Origin of the sequence: Pseudomonas sp. CROZ-RG-20F-R04-15, assembly GCF_022662375.1 — a bacterium.
GTDB lineage: Bacteria > Pseudomonadota > Gammaproteobacteria > Pseudomonadales > Pseudomonadaceae > Aquipseudomonas.
In genome coordinates this window covers 39,194-56,856 of the sequence record NZ_JAKNQL010000034.1, presented here as the reverse complement: position 1 = coordinate 56,856, position 17,663 = coordinate 39,194, and the positions used below count along the sequence as shown (strand labels likewise).

The following is a 17,663-nucleotide window of genomic DNA, read 5'->3' as shown; positions in this document are numbered from 1 at the left end:
TCTGGTGCGCGACTTCTACGCCAAGGCGACACCGATTCACTACAGCCTTGAGGCGAAAAACGCCCTGGTGCTGAAAGCCCAAGACACGATCCAAGGCAGTCGCATCGAGTGGGACGCCGGCTGGACGGACATCGCGCAGGCATTCCTGACCATCAAGCGCGGTGCCACCAACAGCGGCCAGATCACCTATAGCGCCTCGCGCACCGACGCCACCGGCCACGCCGACATTGCCTGGGCGGTGATGCACGCCCTGGCCAACGAACCTTTGAACACCAACAAGCGGCGTCGCAGCCGCTACGTCACGAGTAACCAGACCAGCCATGGCCAACCGCAAACGCAGAAAGCAACACGTAGCCCAACCAACGCAGCAGCCGATGCGCTCATTTACGTTCGGGGAACCGGAACAGGTGCTGTCCGGCAATATTGGCGAGTACGTGGGGGTGTTCCCCAGCGACGACGGCAAGATCTACAAGCCGCCGGTGTCGCGGGTTGGCCTGGCCAAGCTGCTGCGCGCCAACGCGCACCACGGCGCCATTCCGAAGTTCAAACGCAACCTGCTGCTGCGTGAGTTCATACCCTCGGCGGGCTGCAGTACGGAAACGATGGGCCGCGCCGGGCTGGACTACATGGTGTTTGGCGAAGCGTATTTCTACAACGACACCAACGCGTTCGGCCAAGTGCTGGAGCTGCAGCACCTGCCCGCCATCAACATGCGGGTGAAGGTCGACGGCGGTTTCGTGATGCTGCTGCCCGACAACAAGGAAATGGAGTTCGAACAGCACGAGATTTCCCACGTCCTGGACTACGACGTGGAACAGAACATCTACGGGATACCGGACTACTTGGGCGGCCTGCAGGCGCTGCTGCTCAATGAAGCGGCCACCCTCTTCCGCCGTCGGTACTACAGCAACGGCGCGCACGCCGGCTACATCTTCTACACCAACGATCCTGACCTGACTGAAGAGGACGAAGACGAGCTGCGCGCACAGATCAGTGCCAGCAAGGGCGTGGGCAACTTCCGCTCGATGTTCGTCAACATTCCCAACGGTAAAGAGAACGCGATCCAGATCATCCCCGTGGGTGACTTCCAGGCGAAAGACGAACTGGAGAAGGTGAAGAACATCACCAGAAACGACGTTATCGCCGCCTGGCGTATGAACCCTGCACTAGCCGGCATCATTCCGGAAAACACCGGTGGTTTCGGGGACATCGAAAAGATAGATCGTGTGTACACCAGCAACGAGATCAGGCCGATCTGCCAGTTGTTCAACCAACTAAATGACACGCTTCGCGAAGACAGGCGCTTTAGCTGGAAACCTACGCCAGATGCAGTGGATACCACTACATGACGTGGACACCAGAGAGAATACCACTACATATTGTGGCAAAATGGTGGCGATCAGCTGCCCCTGGGGAGGGACACAATGAGAGTTGTATGCAATTGCGGACACAAGGGTCGGATTGCCTCGCGGGAAGAGGTAACCAGAGCCTTTGTAAAGCTGTACTGCCAGTGCCTAGACGCAAAGTGCGGGCACACATGGGTGGCAAATCTGACGTTCTCGCACACGCTCAGTCCGTCGTCGCAGACGTTCGAACGGATGCTGATCGATCGCTTGCGCGAAATGCCCAGGACGAAGCAGCGGGAGCTTTTCGAGCAATTGGGATCGCAGGCGGTGGCGTAAGGGCAAACCGCCAACGCGAAAGCGTCGGCGATCGGGATCACTCAAGGAATGAGATTCAGCCCTCTACTGGCTCCTTTGGGTTTACAGCCAGTATCTCGGCAACTCGGCGGACTTGCTGCTGCTCCACCTGGCTCAACCGTCGATAGAGATCGATCAAACGACGCTCGATATTTGTGAGTCCAGACGTATCGAACTCGGTTTTCTCGAACGCGGTGCGATCGTTCATCTTGCGATCCAACATGCTTACTACTCCATAAAGTGCATTGCTGAAATGGCTTTATGGGGCGTTGCAAACGGCATTGGAATCGGAGTCATCCCAATGGATGAAAGGCTTTGTTGCGATTTAAGACCGGTGCCGGGCGGCGTCGTCGGCCATGGCTTCGAGGATGCGGCGAATAGCCTTTTGGTCATCTTCCGGGATGCTTCGAAACTGAACAATCATTCGGTTCTCGACATCGTCCAAAGCACTTTCAGCCAGGTTTGTTCGAGTCCCGGACAGGATGTAAGGGATGTCGAAACCGAATTTCGCTGCGACCTTGCTCAGGTAGGGCGCAGGCGCATCGCTTGTCCCTGCCTCGTAATTGGCCTGTGTTCTTTTTACTACGCCAATCGCGTCTGCAAGCTCGGCTTGAGTCATACCGCAGCGCTTGCGTTCTTCCTGCAGGCGAGAACCAATATCTTCAGAAAGATGCAAAATCATTCATCCCAAATATTTACAAATGCATCAAAGTGCATCATTCTGCATTTCACACCACATGAAATTGCATGGATTTGCACTATGCCGAAGACAAGCATCAGCGAGCAAGCCCGCGACAGAGCGCGGGAAGCATTGGAGAAGCGCGGACAATCCGCGAAGGACTTTGCACTTTTACACAACCTGAGTCCCAGTACCGTTTACGCAGTGCTGAGTGGACAAAGCAAATGTCGCCGTGGGGAGGCACACCGGGCCGCAGTACTGCTCGGCGTTAAAAAAGGTGTGGTTGAACAGTAGTGCCAGCGCTCAACAGGGAAAAGTAGAAGATGAAAAGCCCGATCCTAGACACTCGCAAAGAAGTCATGAGCGAGATCATCCGCAGCTATGCCGGCGGACGCGAAGCCGCCGCTTCACGTTTGGGGCTGAAGCTCAAGAAGTTCGACAACCATGCCTACGAAAACGCCGGCTGCAGTCCTCTCAGTGACTCTCAGGTTTTCATCCTGGAGCAAGACTGCGGAACTAACCACTTCCCCAACTACGTCGCCTCAATGTACGGCGGGTTGTTCGTTCCAGTGGCTGATCCTGAAACGCTAGACAACGTCGAGCTATACGCTCGATCGCTACAGGTAGCGGCAAAACGCGGTTGCGTCGACCAGGCGATCGCCAAGGCGCTGGAGGACGGTTCAATCAGCGAAGAAGAAGCCGAACTGATTCTGGACGCTCACAACCTCCACGTTGCTGCACGGCACGCCGAAGTGCTTGCCGCAATAGCTCTTTACCGCGCAGGGAAATCCCAATGAACAATCTGCCTGCAGTACAGGAATATCAGGAAATGCTCAAAGCTGCAGCGTCGGCGTTTCTTGAACGGCACCGGTGCGAACACCTGAGCGACGATCAACAACTGATGAAACGAGCTGTGCAGCATTTGGTCGCGGACTTCGACGTACTCACTCCGACAGCTGAAAAAATGGTTCACCTGGCCTACAGCGATTTGTCTGTTGTCAGCGATCGGCAGCGACTGGATGTAATTACCAGCACACCGACACACACCGTTATCACTGACACAGGCACCGGTGAGGTTTGGGCCATTCCCGTCAGCCTGATTTATGAACGCATCCTCAACGCACCGGACAACGGGCGTTTCCGCGTCACCACTCCGTAACACCTAACCACTAAATCCCCGATCCCCCATTCCCGTGGGTTTGGGTGAGCTGCGCCCGAAATTGAGGTTTGACGATGGAAAACGCCCTGAACATCAACGCAAAGCTGCCACCGGTGCAGGCCGAAGCGCTCTTGGCCAACCTGCGCGAGCAGTACCGTCTCAGCCTCAATGACCTTTGGTATTCCGACCATTACCGCCTGATCCCCGAAGGGCTACGCCACGGGTCGATCCTCACGAACGATCCGGTGATGGCCGCTCGAAAACATCTGATCGGCGCCCTCGCCGGCGCCCTGACTCAAAGCCTCAAAACAGTGAAAAAACCATGAGAGACGATCTCCGCTCCGATGTCCTGCAGCGCCTTGAAAATGACTACGGCCTAAAACACCGTTCCGGCACCGACTACATGCGCGGTGGAGAATGCCCCAAGTGCAGGAAGAAAGAGCTGTATTCACGTCACGACAAGCCGTGGCTGGTTATCTGCGGTCGCCCTGAAAAGTGCGGCCACACCATGCACGTCAAGGAGATCTACGATGATCTTTTCGAAGACTGGAGCAAGCGAGCCCCCGCTACGGACAGTGCACCAACGGCCACAGCCCGCGCCTATCTGGAGTTCGGCCGGGGCTTCGACATCCAGTTGATTGCTGGCTGGTTCACGCAAGACACCTACTACTCTTCTCAGCACAACGCAGGCAGCGCGACAGTGCGTTTCGCGTTGGAGAAAGGCGGCTACTGGGAACGCTTGATCGACAAGCCGGCACGCTTCGGAAAGATGAAAGCGCGTTTCGCTCCGGGTGAAAGCTACCGGGGGGTGTGGTGGTGCCCGCCCTGTGTGGATCTGCTCGAAGCGAAAGAAGTGTGGATCGTGGAAGGCATCTTTGACGCCACCGCCCTGGTGCACCACGGCATTGCCGCCGTGTCCGCCATGTCATCCAACGCCTTCCCGGCTGACTCGCTGCAGGCGTTGGTCACAGCACGCCCGGGCAATCTGCCGAAGCTGGTTTGGGCGTTGGACAACGAACCAGGTGCACACGCCTACACCAAACGTTGGGTACGTATGGCCCGCGAATTGGGCTTTACCTGTGAGGCCGCGCAGATCCCTCAGCGGGACAAACGCAAGGTCGATTGGAACGACTTACACCAGCGCTGGCAGTTCCTGGACGAAGGCGAGAAGCGCGACGCCCAAATTGAAAAAGACATCACCATTGCTCGGCATCACGGCGCGCTGCTGATCGCTGAGAACGCTACCGAAAAAGCCCTGGTGATGTTCGATTGGAAGCGTAGAAGCGAATTTCATCTGGAGTTCGGCAATCGCCTGTATTGGTTCAAGCTTGATCTGGAGAAGTACAACAAGGCCATTCAAGAACTGGAGGACAGCGAGCATCACGACGATCAGCAACTGAACAACAAACAGATGCGGGCGAAAGCCATGCAGCAGTGCGGCGCGCTGCAGCGCATCGCTACCTGCAATCCGAAAGCCCTGTACTACCAGGAAAACAAGCTCACAGACGAGTCCTGGTATTACTTCCGGATCACGTTTGCACACGACGCTGCGCCGATTAAAAACACTTTCACCAGCGCTCAGATCTCTTCATCGGCCGAGTTCAAAAAGCGTCTGTTGGGCATTGCCCCCGGTGGGATGTTCACCGGTACAACGCAGCAATTGGACGCGTTCATTGAGGAACAAACCGACGCTCTCAAGACCGTTCAAACCATCGACTTCACGGGCTACACCCGCGAACACGGCGCATACGTGTACGGCGATGTGGCGGTACGCGACGGTAAAATCTTCAAACTGAACGAAGAAGACTTCTTCGACATGGATCGCTTGAGCATTAAAACGCTCAGCCAGTCAGTGACCTTGAACCTGAACACTGACCTTGAGAAGTTCGACACCGAATGGCTCGACATCATTTGGCAATGCTTCGGTGCCAAAGGGCTGGTCGCCCTCGCCTTCTGGTTCGGCTCATTGTTCGCCGAGCAGATCCGGCAGCATCAAAAGAGTTACCCCTTCATGGAAATTATCGGTGAGCCAGGCGCCGGTAAATCCACCCTGATCGAATTCCTATGGAAGTTGTGCGGACGCCTCGACTACGAAGGTTTTGACCCCACTAAAGGCACCCCAGTTGCTCGGGCACGAAACTTTGCCCAGGTCGGGAATCTGCCGGTGGTGTTGATTGAATCTGAGCGCGAAAAATCAGATGGAAGCCAAACCCGCCAATACGACTGGGACGAACTGAAGACCGCCTACAACGGCCGCAGCGTTCGCTCAACCGGTGTAAAAAACAACGGTAACGACACCCGCGAACCGCCCTTCCGTGGCGCCGTGGTCATCGGTCAGAACCACGCGGTGAACGCCTCTGAACCGATCCTGCAGCGCCTGGTGCACATCGCCATGACGAAGGACGGGCAGACCCCGCAAACCAAGCTGTTGGTTGAAAAACTTGAGCGTATGCCCGTCGACCGCGTGAGCGGGTTTCTGCTCAAGGCCACCACGTCGGAGTCCTCCGTGATGGAGACCATCCGCGCGAAGGTTCCGACCTACGAACAGGCGCTGCTGGCCCTGCCTGAAATTCGCACCGTCCGGATCGCAAAGAATCATGCCCAGCTGCACGCGCTCGTAGACGCACTGGTGCATGTCGTTCCTCTGAAAAAGCATCAGTTGGAAGCCACACACGCGGAGATCCAGAACATGGCCAAGGATCGCCAGCTGGCCATCAACGCTGATCACCCGGTCGTCGTCGAGTTTTGGGAACTGTACGAATACCTAAACAGCGCTGCCGGCGGACTCAACCACTCACGCAATGACAGTTTGATTGCGGTGAACCTCAACGACTTCGCCAAAGAAGCCGCAGAAAAACGCCAGAAAGTCCCGGACATGACCGAGCTGAAACGCCACTTGAAAACCAGCAAGTGCCCGAAGTTCGTTGAGACAAACAGAACCGTTTGCTCTGCCTGGGAGTTGGACGCTGCAGACAAACCGAAAACCGTGCGCTGCTGGATTTTCCAGAGCGCCTAAACCCGCAATTCAGGAGTGACCCAATGAAAGTAGAGACTGTAAATCTGAAGTCGGCCATTCGCTTTGGAGACTTTTACAAAGTCTTCGGGCCCGACGGTGTTGTGACCATGGCCTGGTGGCTTGGCGCATTGCACGCCGATCGCATCCGCAAAGAACAAGGGAGCTTTCCGTTTCTACAAATAACCGGCCAACCAGGTGGCGGTAAAGGCCTGCTGCTCGACTACCTGTGGAAACTCAGCGGGGACGAGCATTTCCGGGGATGCGCTCCTGATCACGCAACAAGAGCAGGCCGGTCTCGCTTTATGACCCATGCTGGCAACAAGGTCACCGCACTGGTGCCTATACATGAGGAAGCAACTGGCGACTGGCCGGACGAGTTGAAGCCGCTCTATGACTCTAACGCGGAGTTTTTAGACCACAGCCGAGGAGGCGAACTGACCAAGTTTAAGGGAGCAATATTGATCGTTGCTGACAACCCTCTGCGCTGCAGTGACGCCGTCAAAAGCAGAATGCAAACGGTGTTTCTGCATCCATTCAAACAGAACAAGAAGTTCCGATCGTTGGCACAGCTCATCGAATTGAACGCTGATCGTGCAGGTGCGTTTACCAGGGTTTTCCAGCATCACGAAGACCTGATCCTGACCGCACTACAGGGAATGGTGCCAGCACAGATGGCCAAGTATGAAAGGCAATTTCGCGAGGATTTGAATCGGCGATATGCAAAGAATTTCGCTCAGGTCGCAGCATTAATCGAAGCGCTATGCGACCTCGTTGGCCTATCCGAACGACAACGCTCTGCAGCACTGAGCAGGCTACACAGCACGGATTACCTGATGAATAACGACATACCGTTCTGAAACAAACTTTTTGTCCGGCATACGCCATGAATTGAAGGGGTGTCGAGGAGTTGCACCTCCCCGACACCAACCACTACCGAGGCAGAACCATGCAAGCACAGCACCCGAGCAGCAGCGATTCGAAGGCTAACACACAGGGCAGTAACGACGCTCAATCAGCCCGGCACCTAATGGCAATTCGGATAGTCGGCACCGCGATATTCGACTACCAGGTAACCAAGACTGACGAAGCGCGGATCCGCCTTGAGTGCCTGGCTACCTTCGCCAAGCAGCAGGGCGATATAGATGCGGCCGAAGCCGCCATTGTGGCCCATCTACTAGCCAGCAACGCGTCACCGGGGGCCAGCATATGAGCGATGGCAAAACAGTTCGCGAGCGGCCAGCGATGGCCAGTAAACGATTGGATCTGCCGAGCATCTGCGACATCTGCGGCAATGCCCGATCTACCCGTAAACATCAAAAGTGCAGCCGTATTCGCCAGCATCGAAAGACTGAGGAATGGGCCGCTGTAATGGCCGAAAAGGCTGCAATCAGAAAAGCAAAGGAACGCCGTTATGTTTAAACGCCGTGAGCAAGCAGCACCAGAATCAAACCCAGTGGTTTCTACTACGCTTTCAGCAGAACCCGCCTCTACACTGGTCTGTCATCAGGCGCGGGAATACACAGGTTCGAGGGTTGTACCGTGAGCCAAGCAACAACAGGTGTTTTGACCTTTCAAGATCTGCAGCACATCACCGGTTATCAGCGTCGATCCGATGTTGAGCGCTCGCTGATGGCCCAGGGTGTGCGCCTGTTCCGTGGCCGAACCGGCCCGTGGACAACGCTTGACCTGATAAATCACGCCGGCGGCGTCACGTCGGCCAGCGCTGAAAGGTACGACACCGACATATTATGAGGCGAGCTAGGAAGCGTAAGCACAATCCCCATATCCCTGCCCATGTCGATCAGGCCGCCCTCCCGGCGGCCGTTTACTTCGACCATCGCGACAGCGGTGTCTGGTACACCCTTCATCGGGACGAGACAGGAAAGCAGCGGCGCCAAAACGTGGCGCCCGCAGACGTGTCGCTGGCAGAACTCCATCAAATCATGGACGAGGCGTCCAACGTCGATCGAGGAACGCTGCGCTACGTGTGCGAACAGTTCCACCTGAGCGACCGATACAAAAAACTCGCTCCCAAAACCCACGACGATTACTGCTACTCCCGCGATGTACTGCTGAACATTCCCACCAAATTGGGCAAGCCGCTGGGCGATCTCGCAGTGAAGAAATTCACCGCCGCCCTGGTGCAACGCATTGTCGATCGGATCGCAGACGAGGGCACGCCCTCAAAGGCGGCGCACGCACTGCGTTATCTGCGCCGCGTTCTGCAGTGGGGACGTAATCGGGGTTTCCTTGAAGTGAACCCAGCCCAGGGCATCGAAGCGCCGATAGAACGTAAACAACGCCGGTTGCCACGGTTGAACGTTATGGACGTACTCATCGATCGCGCAACGGCGCGTGGACGTCTGGCACGTAACGAGCCTGGCGGTTGTCCCGAATACCTGGCCAGCGTGATGGAGTTGGCCTACCTTTGCCGACTACGCGGCATCGAGGTCGTGACGCTCACGGATGCGAACGAGCTGCAGGAAGGGATTCTGACCAATCGGCGCAAGGGCAGTCGGGACAACATCGTCCGATGGACGCCGCGACTGCGCACCGTTTGGGAAGGCGCGAAGGCTTTGCGCGCCAAGGTGTGGGAACGCCGTAAAACGCCTATCCCGATCGCGGCGTCAAAGCGCTTTATCATCGTGGCCAGCCACGGTGGCCCGCTTCGAAAAACAAGTCTCGACACCGCTTGGCAACGCTTTATCACTTTGGCGATCGCAGACGGAAACATCGATCCGGAAGATCGCTTCGCGCTGCACGATCTGAAACGGCGCGGCATCACTGACACGACCGGCACCAGGGCAGACAAACAGGAAGCGAGTGGCCACCGTGACGCGAAGATGATGGACGTCTACGATCACAGTGTGCCGGTGGTTTCACCTTCGGCTGACTGAGCAAACACCCACGTAACAAACGTACCGAAGCCCGCGAAACATGCGGGTTTTGGCGTGTCTGCACGTAACAAGGAATCTCGTAAGTCATTGATTCTTATGTTGAAAGCACCTTCCTTGTAATCAGTAGGTCCCGGGTTCGACTCCTGGTGCCGGCACCATACAAAACGAAGGCTCGCAGAAATGCGGGCCTTTGTTGTTTCTGGGGCATTCATATGTCTGGCAAATTCACCTTCAACGTAAATAGCGCCTCCCCTCCCCGCACACTTCCCCAGACTCGCCACACGTCCTCTTACACACTTCGAAAGCGCGGACTTTGAGCCAGCGGTTCACATTTCCATCTTTATGCTAAATTATGAAATAGCAATAATTATGGTGTACACATAAAAAGGTGTAATCGTATGAGCAGCATTTTTCAGCGTCCTGAGCTGGCTGAGTCGATGGCTAATCAGCTTCTCAATCCAGGTGTGCTCGACGAAGGTCTGCGCTCAGGCCTATTTCTGTCTGGTCTACGCCGCACAGGCAAAACGACGTTTCTGAGGAACGACCTTATTCCGGCCTTGGAAGAAGCAGGTGCCTTGGTCATCTACGTCGACTTATGGAGCGACACTCTGGCCAACCCGGCAACGCTCGTGCACAACGCCATCCGGGAAACCCTGAAAGATCTGCAAACGCCGGGCTCCTCTGCCTTGGAAACATTCAAGCGAGTCAGCAATGTTGAAATCGGCGCCGCTGGATTCAAGTTCGGCTTCAAACTAGACATCATTGGCAACGTCGACGGCCCAACACTGGCGCAAGCACTCACCGAAGTCGTAGATCAAGCCAAGACGGATCTGGTGTTGATCATTGACGAGGTGCAGCACGCCATTTCCTCAGACGACGGCAATCAGCTGCTTCTGGCACTCAAAGCCGCCCGCGATGCAATCAACCCTCGTCCGAATGCGCCGGGCTACTTTCTTTTCATCGGAACCGGTTCGCACAGGGCGCAAGTCAGCGAACTGACCGCCAAGCGCAACCACGCCTTTTCCGGCGCCACGTCAGCAGCCTACCCATTGCTGAAAGGCGATTACATTGAATTCCTGCTCAACCGCCTCTCAATAACAGTGAAGAAGGACAAACTGCCGTCCCTCGAAGCCGCTATCGAGGCGTTCAACACTTTGGGAAATCGACCTGAAGAAATGCTGAAGGCCCTACGGCAACTCTTACAGCAAGAGGGCGAGCCCGATGTGTTCCTACCGGTAATTGCCAGCACATTGCGCTCGGCAGCGGCGAGCATCGAGTTGGAAAAAGTCGAGCAACTGGGTAGCCTCGCTCAAGCCGTTTTCAACAAGATCGCCTCTACAGAAGGCGATGCTCGCGGAATTTTCTCCACTGACGCAGCGGCTGAGTATTCAAAGTCCGTCGGGCGAGAGGTGCGGGTCGAAGAGATTCAACCGGTGGTGATTGCGCTGGTTGCCGAGAACATCGTCATGCGACGCGGGCACGGGATTTACGCGATTACAGATCAGTTTGTTCAAGAGATCTGGCTGGAGGAGCGGGCTTTGATAGAAGGGAGTTAGGCGGCAAGGCATACATTACAAAAAAGCCCCTGTAGAGATGCAAGGGCTTTGTTATTTCAGATCTTAAGCAGGATGCAGATCCCGCAACGCTTCAGGATGCTGACTTGCAACACGCAACAGGGTTTGCGCTGCACCTGTCGGCTGCCGGCGACCCTGCTCCCAATCCTGCAAAGTCCGCAGACTCACACCGATCAGTTTGGCAAACGCACTTTGAGAAACGCCCACTTTGGCACGCGCTTCTGCTGCCGCAGAGAGCGGCACTTGGGTCACGCGCGCGGCCTTTCCGGCTTTCATCTGACGTACAGATTCCAGCAAGTTCTTCTGGAATTCCTCCAGTTCATCGACCATCGATGATTCCTTTCAGTTGCTTAAGGAAGGCTACAGACAAGTTGCTGGGCTTTGCCCAGATACAAGATGATCAGCAACCAAATTGAGCCTCAATATGCCTGCTTAAAACACCGAGCCGCACACGTTTTTCAGAATAGACTCTCTTAGGTTGATCGCTATGGTGGCGTTTCCCAAGGTTAAATGCGGAACCTACGCGGCTTCAACCGAAAGCGAAATCCTTCGCCCAAGTTGCTGCAGCGCACGCTCGACATTCTCGATCTTGGAGTGATGCAGGAAATCGACTAACCGATCTACCTGCGGCCGTTGCACGCCGAGACGACGCGCCAGTTCGGCTTTGCTCACACCGGACTCCAAGAGCGTATTCCAAAGCGCAACCTTCGCTGCGGTCAGCGCAGGCAGACGCAACACGACGTCACTTTTCTGTTCTCCCGCCTGCCCCGTCGGAATCAATCGACGATCATCGACGTAGATCGACAGGGCGGTCTCGATGGCATCGATAGCACTGTCGAGCGCCTGTTCGAGGGTGTCGCCAACGGCGTGCATCTCTGGAATTTCTGCGCAGGACAACCAGACACTGTCCGGCTCTTCGTGAACTTCCAACGCATATTCGAACATCACGATTCCTCTCATGGGGTACAGCTGGGCCTCAATCCTTGAGGCCCAGCTGTTTGATTATCGATTTTCTCAACCCTTCACCCATTTCCTTGGCTCCATGGTCGGGAAACACAGTTGATTTGCCGTTCAAGGAAACCTTGAAGTGGCTACCCTTGCCGTTTGGAACTCAACGCCTTGGGCTTTCAACCATCGCCGAAACTCGCTGTACTTCATGTGCATCACTCGCCGTTTCGGTAACGCGAATGTGCAACATATTTGCTACGCATGCAACATAAGTGTTGCACCACAAAAAAACACCCACAGCCACCACCTGGCCACGATTGCGCATCCGTCCTCCCCAAGCTAACGTCAAACCCGTCGCTGCCAATTCAGCGACCGGGCCTGATAACCCGGGTAAGATACAGGCGCACCAGCGCCCCAACTCACGTTTGCCGGCGCATTTTTTGTGCCTGCATTACCGTGCAATGGCGGCTGTGCGTGGGAGACCTTCGGGTCTGCCGGGTTCCTGTATCTCCGGTTTATCAGCCCGCGCATAGCTGCCACCCATTCGTCTGATAACGAATTGGCAGCTCTCATTTGATACAGGGAGTTCACAAATGAATGCCATTGATCCGTCAGCACACCGGTCACTTCACGTCCGTCCATCTCGAACGGCAGGTGAAGCGAAATGACTACCTATCAAGATCTGAAAACCCTCGGCCTCACCCACTTTTCCTTCCACTCCAATCAAGCGATGTTCCGCACCAATCGTGGTGTGCCGGTAATCGCCGCCCTTTCCCACGCCTCCCACTTGCTTCACATTTCACGACTGCTCACTGCGGACACTTCAGTCTCGCGCGATCCTGATCTTCACGCTTATGCCTCGCAGTATCTGCAGGAGTTAAGCAAGGCACTGATCGATGATGTCGTGAAAGTGATGGATGCGCCGCCGGACAAGCCGTTGATGTAAACGCCGGTGTCAGGCCCTCGCCGATGCGAGGGCTTTTGCGTTTCAGACCTGACTGATCTCAAGCACAAACGAAATCTTCTGCTGACTCGCACTCCACACATACCGCAAATGCTTGCCCTGCTTCGGAATCGATACTGCTGGAGGTCGAAACGCCGCGACGCATTCATGGCCCGGTAGGCGAACGCTGTTGTAGAGCAGTCCCCACGACTCGGTTTCGCGCAGTTGACGGGCGAATAGCTGAGACGGCCCATAAGCCTCCGGATCCGGATTGTGCAGCTCGGGGTGATCGTGACGAATGTCGTGTAACAGTTTAACCACCCGATTAACGTAAGTGCGCATGGTCAATTCAAGATCCGCTTCCTGAGTCGCCGCAAGAAATCGCTCCTGGTGATAACAGGTCTCGGCGATGGCTGCTGCCTGACTGCTCGCAGCGTAGTAAACGCCGAAGGTGCCATCGCAGAAACGACTGCGTTTGCCGATGTGGGTGAACGCAGCCATCACCGGAGTCGATCCGGGGCCAGAGAGTCGATCTTCGGGTCTCACGCGGGCGAGAACCCCGGCCTGCTCGATCAGACGATCATTGGTCAGCGCTTCAATTGCGTAGGCAACTTCCAGGTCTTCGGGATCGAGCACGTCTTCGAACAGCGCAATCGGCGGGAAGCTGCTGTTGACGATCCGATAGGCTCTCGGCCACGCCACATCAGCCATCTCTGGCGCCTTCAACCGCGCACCCCATCGAGGTAACGACGCACATCGGCGATATCGACCACGCGTCCGGCGAGCATATAATCCAGCGCCGTTTGCCCATTGAACGGCGCCGCCGTGTTCGGACTACTGACCCATGTGTACGCGCGCTCACGGCTGTTGCTGAAGATGATGCTCAACGCCTTGTGAATGCCCATCAGATAAGAGATGCGCTCAAGGGTATCGTTAGGCAGACGTATGTTCGGCAGGTGTTTGTATTTATAGAACGTGGTGTTACCGACACCGCCCAGCAATGTGCGTTGCTGCTCAGCGCTGCAGCCCCAACGCTCCATGAGGTTAAAGAAGAACTTCAGCGCGACGCGACCGGCTTCGGGGGCGTCGAGTTGTTCGCGTGAGGTGAGGGCTGGGGATGAGGTGGGCATTTAGCCGCCTCCTTGATTAGGTACCTGAATATGAGCCTAGTACAGATACGGATAAAAATTAATCTTTAATACATAAACGAATTAGAGCTTCGCCAGAAACCGTCGACAAAAACCCATCCCACGCACCAAAACCACGCACTTTTTTTGACCCCCATCACCCCCACGTCACCAAAAACCCCGATCCTGTGTCAGCCTCCAGCCATCGGCGAGGACATCAATTCGCTACTAAACCCGCGACAACTATGCTCAGGTACAGGAATATAGCCAGCATATGGCGCCTGACCGGCAGTCTCGTAAACAACAATACCCAGCCCACTTCAGAGGGCATTACCCATGGATAGCAGAACCTTACGCAACCTCATGCGCATCGTGCAGACCGGCTCGTTGTCGGCCGCAGCCGAGCATTCGTGCCTGACTGTGCAGGCGTTGGCCGCGCAGTTGAACAAGGTCGAAGAGCAGTTCGGTTTCCGCTTGTTTCGACGCTCCAACAAGGGGCTGACGCTGACGCCGCAAGGCACTGAGCTGACGCCTTATATGGACAAAGTGCTGATTGCCACGCGACAGATGGAGGAGAAAGTCGAGGCGCTGAAGGTGCCGGGCCAGCGCACGTTGAAGGTTGCGTTGAACAACACCTTGTCGCCGGATTTCAACCGGCGAATGATCGGGCGCCTGATCGAGGTGTTTCCCGATTATCAGATGGAATTCAGCTACGCCGAGTCGATGGAAAACCTCAGCAAGCTGAAGAATGAAGACTTCGACCTGGCGGTGCTGATCGGCCCGCAGCGGCCGGGTCTGCCGAGCATTGTCTTGCCAGATGTGCAGGTGCAAGTGGTCGGCGCGCATTGTGGTCAGGAGAATGATCCGCTGACCTTGCTGGGTAACAAATTTCAGGTGCGTCCTGCGGAAGATTGTCCGTATTCCCACAGCTTTTTGCGTTTTCTCGACGCCGGGCTGGGCAATCACGAGAACGGTCAGCGCATGGTCTATTCGTGCAGTGAAACGTTGACGCTGTCGTTGATCACGCAGATGGACGCGGTCGGCATGGTTTCGCGTGAAGCCGCGCAGAAGAACGGCCTGACGATTTTCCCCGGTTTCGAGGATTTCCTTGAAGTGCGCCTGGCGGTGAACAATCCGGAGTTGTCGAGCCAGGCGCTGAGCGACGTCGTTGATCTGCCGTTACATGAACGAGCCGAGCGCAATGTACGCAGCCGTCCCAACCGCCACACTGAGAAAGAGGTTTTTGCTGAAATACGCACATAACAACGTCGGAATGGCGGCATAGAATTCCGGGCGATCGAGCTGTATGTGCTGATCCTTGATCAACAAGGGAGTCAGGCTGATCGCAGCGACGATCGCCACCGGCAAGTATTCCAGCGCCCGCGCGATAAACGGCGGCCAGTGCTCGGTATTCACTTGCAGCGGCAGGGCGCGCGGCAGAAAGGTCACCGCCATCATCAGCGCGACCACCAGAATCAGGAACGTTTGGTCAGGCATACACCCACTCCGCAGCCCACAAACGTGGCGATAAACACATTAAACGGCGAGCTGCCGACCAGACTCAGCGCGCCCATGCACAGCACCGCAGCGGCGGCGGCGATGAGTTTGTTGCGCGTGTTGCACAGTGACACCAGCACGTAGAGCATCATCGCCGTCAGGGCGTAGTCGAGCTGATACTTGATCAGGTGCGCCGCGTACTGCGCGCAAACTGCGCCGAGCAAACCGCCGAGCACCCATGAGGTGTGGCAGAACAGGTTGAAGCCGATCAGGTAGCGAACGTTGACCGGCGCGCCGGTGCCGAGTTTAACGCTGTGGAAGGCGAAGGATTCGTCGGTTAAACCACCGGCGTAGCACCAGCGCTCCATGCGGCTCAAACCGAGTGCGCGCAGGGCTTTGGCCATGTACACGGACATCAACATGTGCCGCGCGTTGATCAGGAAAGTGGTCAACACGATGGTGGTCAGCGAGGCACCGCTGGAAATCAGCGCCAGCGCGGCGAATTGGGAAGCACCGGCATACACGAACAGACACATCGCCACTGGCAGCCACATCGGCAACCCCGCGTTGACGGCCATCAGCCCGAATACGAATGACACCGTGAAATAACCGGCGACGACCGGGCTGGCTTCGGCAAACGTGCGCGATGGCTGATGGGCAGCCATCAGCGGCGCATTGCCGGACGTTTCATTCATAGATCCCTCTCAAATGTCCGTTCGCCATGAGGCTCGCAAAAACCCTGGGCAGTCCAAAAACGCTTGCCCGCGAGGTTAGCATCGTCGACGAACAGAAACATCCGCAACACACCGACGCGCTTCATGTCGGAGGACGCCGCTTCAACCAGGCGTTGGCCGACGCCTTGGCTGCGATAGCGCGGGCTGACGGCCAGATGATTGATGGTGCCGCGACTGCCGAGCATGCCACCCAGCACCGCGCCGACAATTTCGCCAGCGACGTCGAAGGCCAGATAGGCCGTGGTGGTTTTCTGGATCAGCACGCCGCGCAGGCACTTGGCGTCCTGCCACTCGCAGAAGGACACTTCGTCGAACTGGCGGAAGAAGCGCTCCATGCGCTGCGCATCCTTGGCCGTGGCGCGTCGCAGCACCACCGGCGTCGAGCACTCGACGCCGTCGATTGGGGTGATCTGATTAGCGAACAATGTCGAAAGCGGTCCCGGGCCGCGAGAAGGAGATCGCCAGAATCTGCCGGTATGCCATTGCATGGGTGTGCGTGTTGCGCGCCGGAGTCACGTAATGGCGCATGTCGCGATCAAGGAAGTAGGTGGTGTCGAGAATTTCCTGGTAGGTGGTCGACGCCAGTTGATGCTCGTGGATGTCGTACAAACGACTCTCCGCGCCCTCGACATTATTGCGACCCCAGAAGTGCACACCGCTGAACGGATAGCCGTCGCAGTGAATGCCTTCGGGGGTGATTTCCAGTTGCTTGCCGGGTTTGATTTCGATGCGGATCTGATGGATCTGGCACTGCCAGATTTCATCGTGCAGCTCTTCCGGCAGTACGCTTTTGTACACTTCGAAATCGGTGTCGATCAGGCTGCGCATCACCGGTGAAGTAATTACTTCATCGGAGAAGTCCTGAAAGTGTCGTACCAGGCCGCCAACATAGGCGTTGTTCTCTTTCGACTGCACGTAGGCGCGATGCTCGAGTTGCTTCAGCTCGCGCGTCTTCGGGTTGTACTCGAAGTCGCTGTAACGACGGTAACGCATGCCGGCTTCGGCCTGACCGTAGTAACTGTCAGGCTCCATGTTTTCCCAACTTTTGGTCAGTCTGACGAAGTCGGCGAAATGACCGTAGAGATTGAAGTCACCACCCTGGACGTTGACATATTTGTCGCGCCGTAGCGATTCGCCCACTTCTCTGTTCAAAACGATCATTACCAAATTCTCCGCTGCATTGAGCGGCCTAATCTATTAGGTGGAGAATTTGCGTCCATGAGAAAGAATTTCAGGCATTTAAAGCCCTGTTTGAAACGGCGTTTGCAGCGCCTCAAAAACAACTTTTACATGACAAAAACACGGGTTTTTTCCGGTTTTCGTCGAAAAACCGTCGAAAAAAAACCCCGAACCAGTCGGGGTTTTTCTCATGTTTCTTACACTGGATAA

25 protein-coding genes and 2 pseudogenes are annotated in these 17,663 nt (G+C 56.1%); 15 read left to right on the top strand and 12 right to left on the bottom strand.

Features of this window, described 5'->3' with window-relative positions; genetic code table 11:
- The 3 genes and pseudogenes from L8H52_RS28735 to L8H52_RS28725 form a co-directional block, all read left to right on the top strand.
- Nucleotides 1–568: pseudogene (locus L8H52_RS28735) on the top strand (terminase); the annotation flags it as partial.
- Complete coding sequence (locus L8H52_RS28730; RefSeq protein ID WP_242209884.1) at nt 480–1,349, top strand: phage portal protein; 870 nt, start codon at nt 480–482, stop codon at nt 1,347–1,349. The pseudogene L8H52_RS28735 and the gene L8H52_RS28730, both read left to right, overlap by 89 nt.
- 75 nt (nt 1,350–1,424) lie before the next feature.
- Entirely contained in the window at nt 1,425–1,682 is a 258-nt protein-coding gene (locus L8H52_RS28725) for an ogr/Delta-like zinc finger family protein (protein ID WP_242209843.1), read from the top strand.
- A gap of 55 nt (nt 1,683–1,737) precedes the next feature.
- Here L8H52_RS28725 and L8H52_RS28720 read toward each other — a convergent pair whose 3' ends face one another.
- Both L8H52_RS28720 and L8H52_RS28715 read right to left on the bottom strand, forming a co-directional pair.
- A complete protein-coding gene (locus tag L8H52_RS28720; protein WP_121183161.1) occupies nt 1,738–1,923 on the bottom strand; it encodes a hypothetical protein in 186 nt (61 codons plus the stop codon).
- Between the two features lie 102 nt (nt 1,924–2,025).
- Nucleotides 2,026–2,382 carry a helix-turn-helix transcriptional regulator gene (locus tag L8H52_RS28715; protein ID WP_242209844.1) on the bottom strand — a complete coding sequence of 119 codons (357 nt, stop codon included), beginning with the start codon at nt 2,380–2,382 and terminating at the stop codon, nt 2,026–2,028.
- A 78-nt stretch (nt 2,383–2,460) separates the two neighbouring features.
- Between L8H52_RS28715 and L8H52_RS28710 the strand changes: the two genes are divergently transcribed.
- From L8H52_RS28710 to L8H52_RS28685, 6 genes are all read left to right on the top strand, one after another.
- A complete protein-coding gene (locus L8H52_RS28710; RefSeq protein WP_242209845.1) occupies nt 2,461–2,673 on the top strand; it encodes a DNA-binding protein in 213 nt (70 codons plus the stop codon).
- Nucleotides 2,674–2,702: 29 nt separating this feature from the next.
- Nucleotides 2,703–3,176 carry a YmfL family putative regulatory protein gene (locus L8H52_RS28705; RefSeq protein ID WP_242209846.1) on the top strand — a complete coding sequence of 158 codons (474 nt, stop codon included), beginning with the start codon at nt 2,703–2,705 and terminating at the stop codon, nt 3,174–3,176.
- Nucleotides 3,173–3,538, top strand: a complete 366-nt coding sequence (locus L8H52_RS28700) for a hypothetical protein (protein ID WP_242209847.1) — start codon at nt 3,173–3,175, stop codon at nt 3,536–3,538. Before L8H52_RS28705 ends, L8H52_RS28700 begins: the two co-directional genes overlap by 4 nt.
- A gap of 74 nt (nt 3,539–3,612) precedes the next feature.
- Entirely contained in the window at nt 3,613–3,864 is a 252-nt protein-coding gene (locus L8H52_RS28695; protein ID WP_039756488.1) for a hypothetical protein, read from the top strand.
- Nucleotides 3,861–6,554 (top strand): toprim domain-containing protein, encoded by a 2,694-nt coding sequence (locus L8H52_RS28690; protein ID WP_242209848.1) that lies wholly within the window; start codon nt 3,861–3,863, stop codon nt 6,552–6,554. The genes L8H52_RS28695 and L8H52_RS28690 overlap by 4 nt, the downstream gene beginning before the upstream one ends.
- 23 nt (nt 6,555–6,577) lie before the next feature.
- Complete coding sequence (locus tag L8H52_RS28685; RefSeq protein WP_242209849.1) at nt 6,578–7,411, top strand: hypothetical protein; 834 nt, start codon at nt 6,578–6,580, stop codon at nt 7,409–7,411.
- Between the two features lie 167 nt (nt 7,412–7,578).
- Here the strand turns inward: L8H52_RS28685 and L8H52_RS28680 are convergent, their stop codons facing one another.
- The gene (locus tag L8H52_RS28680) at nt 7,579–7,725 is read right to left on the bottom strand and encodes a hypothetical protein (RefSeq protein ID WP_242209850.1); all 147 of its coding nucleotides are present in this window, start codon (nt 7,723–7,725) and stop codon (nt 7,579–7,581) included.
- 35 nt (nt 7,726–7,760) lie between these two features.
- Here L8H52_RS28680 and L8H52_RS28675 point away from each other — a divergent pair, with 35 nt between their 5' ends.
- From L8H52_RS28675 to L8H52_RS28660, 4 genes are all read left to right on the top strand, one after another.
- On the top strand, nt 7,761–7,973 hold the full coding sequence (locus L8H52_RS28675; RefSeq protein WP_242209851.1) for a hypothetical protein: 213 nt from the start codon (nt 7,761–7,763) through the stop codon (nt 7,971–7,973).
- A 120-nt stretch (nt 7,974–8,093) separates the two neighbouring features.
- On the top strand, nt 8,094–8,306 hold the full coding sequence (locus tag L8H52_RS28670; RefSeq protein ID WP_242209852.1) for a hypothetical protein: 213 nt from the start codon (nt 8,094–8,096) through the stop codon (nt 8,304–8,306).
- The gene (locus L8H52_RS28665) at nt 8,303–9,451 is read left to right on the top strand and encodes an integrase (RefSeq protein WP_242209853.1); all 1,149 of its coding nucleotides are present in this window, start codon (nt 8,303–8,305) and stop codon (nt 9,449–9,451) included. Before L8H52_RS28670 ends, L8H52_RS28665 begins: the two co-directional genes overlap by 4 nt.
- A gap of 398 nt (nt 9,452–9,849) precedes the next feature.
- Entirely contained in the window at nt 9,850–11,007 is a 1,158-nt protein-coding gene (locus tag L8H52_RS28660; RefSeq protein WP_242209854.1) for an ATP-binding protein, read from the top strand.
- A 63-nt stretch (nt 11,008–11,070) separates the two neighbouring features.
- Here L8H52_RS28660 and L8H52_RS28655 read toward each other — a convergent pair whose 3' ends face one another.
- From L8H52_RS28655 to L8H52_RS28645, 3 genes and pseudogenes are all read right to left on the bottom strand, one after another.
- Nucleotides 11,071–11,355 (bottom strand): helix-turn-helix domain-containing protein, encoded by a 285-nt coding sequence (locus L8H52_RS28655; RefSeq protein ID WP_242209855.1) that lies wholly within the window; start codon nt 11,353–11,355, stop codon nt 11,071–11,073.
- A gap of 189 nt (nt 11,356–11,544) precedes the next feature.
- Complete coding sequence (locus L8H52_RS28650) at nt 11,545–11,970, bottom strand: type II toxin-antitoxin system HicB family antitoxin (RefSeq protein WP_186620723.1); 426 nt, start codon at nt 11,968–11,970, stop codon at nt 11,545–11,547.
- Nucleotides 11,971–12,001: 31 nt separating this feature from the next.
- Nucleotides 12,002–12,183, bottom strand: a pseudogene (locus L8H52_RS28645) (type II toxin-antitoxin system HicA family toxin).
- Nucleotides 12,184–12,637: 454 nt separating this feature from the next.
- Here L8H52_RS28645 and L8H52_RS28640 point away from each other — a divergent pair.
- The gene (locus tag L8H52_RS28640; protein WP_242209856.1) at nt 12,638–12,919 is read left to right on the top strand and encodes a DUF3077 domain-containing protein; all 282 of its coding nucleotides are present in this window, start codon (nt 12,638–12,640) and stop codon (nt 12,917–12,919) included.
- A 42-nt stretch (nt 12,920–12,961) separates the two neighbouring features.
- On the opposite strand, the gene L8H52_RS28635 is transcribed toward L8H52_RS28640, so the two are convergent.
- Nucleotides 12,962–13,627: an RES family NAD+ phosphorylase gene (locus L8H52_RS28635; RefSeq protein ID WP_242209857.1), complete on the bottom strand. Its 666-nt coding sequence runs from the start codon at nt 13,625–13,627 to the stop codon at nt 12,962–12,964.
- Between the two features lie 11 nt (nt 13,628–13,638).
- Nucleotides 13,639–14,046, bottom strand: coding sequence for an MbcA/ParS/Xre antitoxin family protein (locus L8H52_RS28630; RefSeq protein WP_134176230.1), 408 nt, complete (start codon nt 14,044–14,046; stop codon nt 13,639–13,641).
- A 333-nt stretch (nt 14,047–14,379) separates the two neighbouring features.
- Between L8H52_RS28630 and L8H52_RS28625 the strand changes: the two genes are divergently transcribed.
- Nucleotides 14,380–15,306, top strand: coding sequence for a LysR family transcriptional regulator (locus L8H52_RS28625; protein ID WP_008080520.1), 927 nt, complete (start codon nt 14,380–14,382; stop codon nt 15,304–15,306).
- On the opposite strand, the gene L8H52_RS28620 is transcribed toward L8H52_RS28625, so the two are convergent.
- The 4 genes from L8H52_RS28620 to L8H52_RS28605 form a co-directional block, all read right to left on the bottom strand.
- Nucleotides 15,223–15,540 (bottom strand): AzlD domain-containing protein, encoded by a 318-nt coding sequence (locus L8H52_RS28620; RefSeq protein ID WP_007909127.1) that lies wholly within the window; start codon nt 15,538–15,540, stop codon nt 15,223–15,225. The two genes, L8H52_RS28625 and L8H52_RS28620, sit on opposite strands and share 84 nt — an antisense overlap.
- A complete protein-coding gene (locus tag L8H52_RS28615) occupies nt 15,519–16,235 on the bottom strand; it encodes an AzlC family ABC transporter permease (RefSeq protein ID WP_242209858.1) in 717 nt (238 codons plus the stop codon). The genes L8H52_RS28620 and L8H52_RS28615 overlap by 22 nt, the downstream gene beginning before the upstream one ends.
- The gene (locus L8H52_RS28610) at nt 16,232–16,609 is read right to left on the bottom strand and encodes a GNAT family N-acetyltransferase (protein ID WP_008080517.1); all 378 of its coding nucleotides are present in this window, start codon (nt 16,607–16,609) and stop codon (nt 16,232–16,234) included. The genes L8H52_RS28615 and L8H52_RS28610 overlap by 4 nt, the downstream gene beginning before the upstream one ends.
- A gap of 79 nt (nt 16,610–16,688) precedes the next feature.
- Entirely contained in the window at nt 16,689–17,435 is a 747-nt protein-coding gene (locus L8H52_RS28605; RefSeq protein WP_034151909.1) for a 2OG-Fe dioxygenase family protein, read from the bottom strand.
- Between the last annotated feature and the right edge of the window lie 228 nt (nt 17,436–17,663).

Excerpts from the sequence above, each read along its gene's own strand:
- L8H52_RS28720 (WP_121183161.1), bottom strand. The coding sequence starts at position 1,923 with ATGTTGGATCGCAAGATGAACGATCGCACCGCGTTCGAGAAAACCGAG.
- L8H52_RS28620 (WP_007909127.1), bottom strand. The coding sequence starts at position 15,540 with ATGCCTGACCAAACGTTCCTGATTCTGGTGGTCGCGCTGATGATGGCG.
- L8H52_RS28725 (WP_242209843.1), top strand. The coding sequence starts at position 1,425 with ATGAGAGTTGTATGCAATTGCGGACACAAGGGTCGGATTGCCTCGCGG.
- L8H52_RS28630 (WP_134176230.1), bottom strand. The coding sequence starts at position 14,046 with ATGCCCACCTCATCCCCAGCCCTCACCTCACGCGAACAACTCGACGCC.
- L8H52_RS28705 (WP_242209846.1), top strand. The coding sequence starts at position 2,703 with ATGAAAAGCCCGATCCTAGACACTCGCAAAGAAGTCATGAGCGAGATC.
- L8H52_RS28665 (WP_242209853.1), top strand. The coding sequence starts at position 8,303 with ATGAGGCGAGCTAGGAAGCGTAAGCACAATCCCCATATCCCTGCCCAT.
- L8H52_RS28615 (WP_242209858.1), bottom strand. The coding sequence starts at position 16,235 with ATGAATGAAACGTCCGGCAATGCGCCGCTGATGGCTGCCCATCAGCCA.
- L8H52_RS28695 (WP_039756488.1), top strand. The coding sequence starts at position 3,613 with ATGGAAAACGCCCTGAACATCAACGCAAAGCTGCCACCGGTGCAGGCC.
- L8H52_RS28700 (WP_242209847.1), top strand. The coding sequence starts at position 3,173 with ATGAACAATCTGCCTGCAGTACAGGAATATCAGGAAATGCTCAAAGCT.
- L8H52_RS28650 (WP_186620723.1), bottom strand. The coding sequence starts at position 11,970 with ATGTTCGAATATGCGTTGGAAGTTCACGAAGAGCCGGACAGTGTCTGG.
- L8H52_RS28605 (WP_034151909.1), bottom strand. The coding sequence starts at position 17,435 with ATGATCGTTTTGAACAGAGAAGTGGGCGAATCGCTACGGCGCGACAAA.
- L8H52_RS28675 (WP_242209851.1), top strand. The coding sequence starts at position 7,761 with ATGAGCGATGGCAAAACAGTTCGCGAGCGGCCAGCGATGGCCAGTAAA.
- L8H52_RS28655 (WP_242209855.1), bottom strand. The coding sequence starts at position 11,355 with ATGGTCGATGAACTGGAGGAATTCCAGAAGAACTTGCTGGAATCTGTA.
- L8H52_RS28635 (WP_242209857.1), bottom strand. The coding sequence starts at position 13,627 with ATGGCTGATGTGGCGTGGCCGAGAGCCTATCGGATCGTCAACAGCAGC.
- L8H52_RS28715 (WP_242209844.1), bottom strand. The coding sequence starts at position 2,382 with ATGATTTTGCATCTTTCTGAAGATATTGGTTCTCGCCTGCAGGAAGAA.
- L8H52_RS28640 (WP_242209856.1), top strand. The coding sequence starts at position 12,638 with ATGACTACCTATCAAGATCTGAAAACCCTCGGCCTCACCCACTTTTCC.
- L8H52_RS28690 (WP_242209848.1), top strand. The coding sequence starts at position 3,861 with ATGAGAGACGATCTCCGCTCCGATGTCCTGCAGCGCCTTGAAAATGAC.
- L8H52_RS28710 (WP_242209845.1), top strand. The coding sequence starts at position 2,461 with ATGCCGAAGACAAGCATCAGCGAGCAAGCCCGCGACAGAGCGCGGGAA.
- L8H52_RS28685 (WP_242209849.1), top strand. The coding sequence starts at position 6,578 with ATGAAAGTAGAGACTGTAAATCTGAAGTCGGCCATTCGCTTTGGAGAC.
- L8H52_RS28610 (WP_008080517.1), bottom strand. The coding sequence starts at position 16,609 with ATGGAGCGCTTCTTCCGCCAGTTCGACGAAGTGTCCTTCTGCGAGTGG.
- L8H52_RS28660 (WP_242209854.1), top strand. The coding sequence starts at position 9,850 with ATGAGCAGCATTTTTCAGCGTCCTGAGCTGGCTGAGTCGATGGCTAAT.
- L8H52_RS28680 (WP_242209850.1), bottom strand. The coding sequence starts at position 7,725 with ATGGGCCACAATGGCGGCTTCGGCCGCATCTATATCGCCCTGCTGCTT.
- L8H52_RS28625 (WP_008080520.1), top strand. The coding sequence starts at position 14,380 with ATGGATAGCAGAACCTTACGCAACCTCATGCGCATCGTGCAGACCGGC.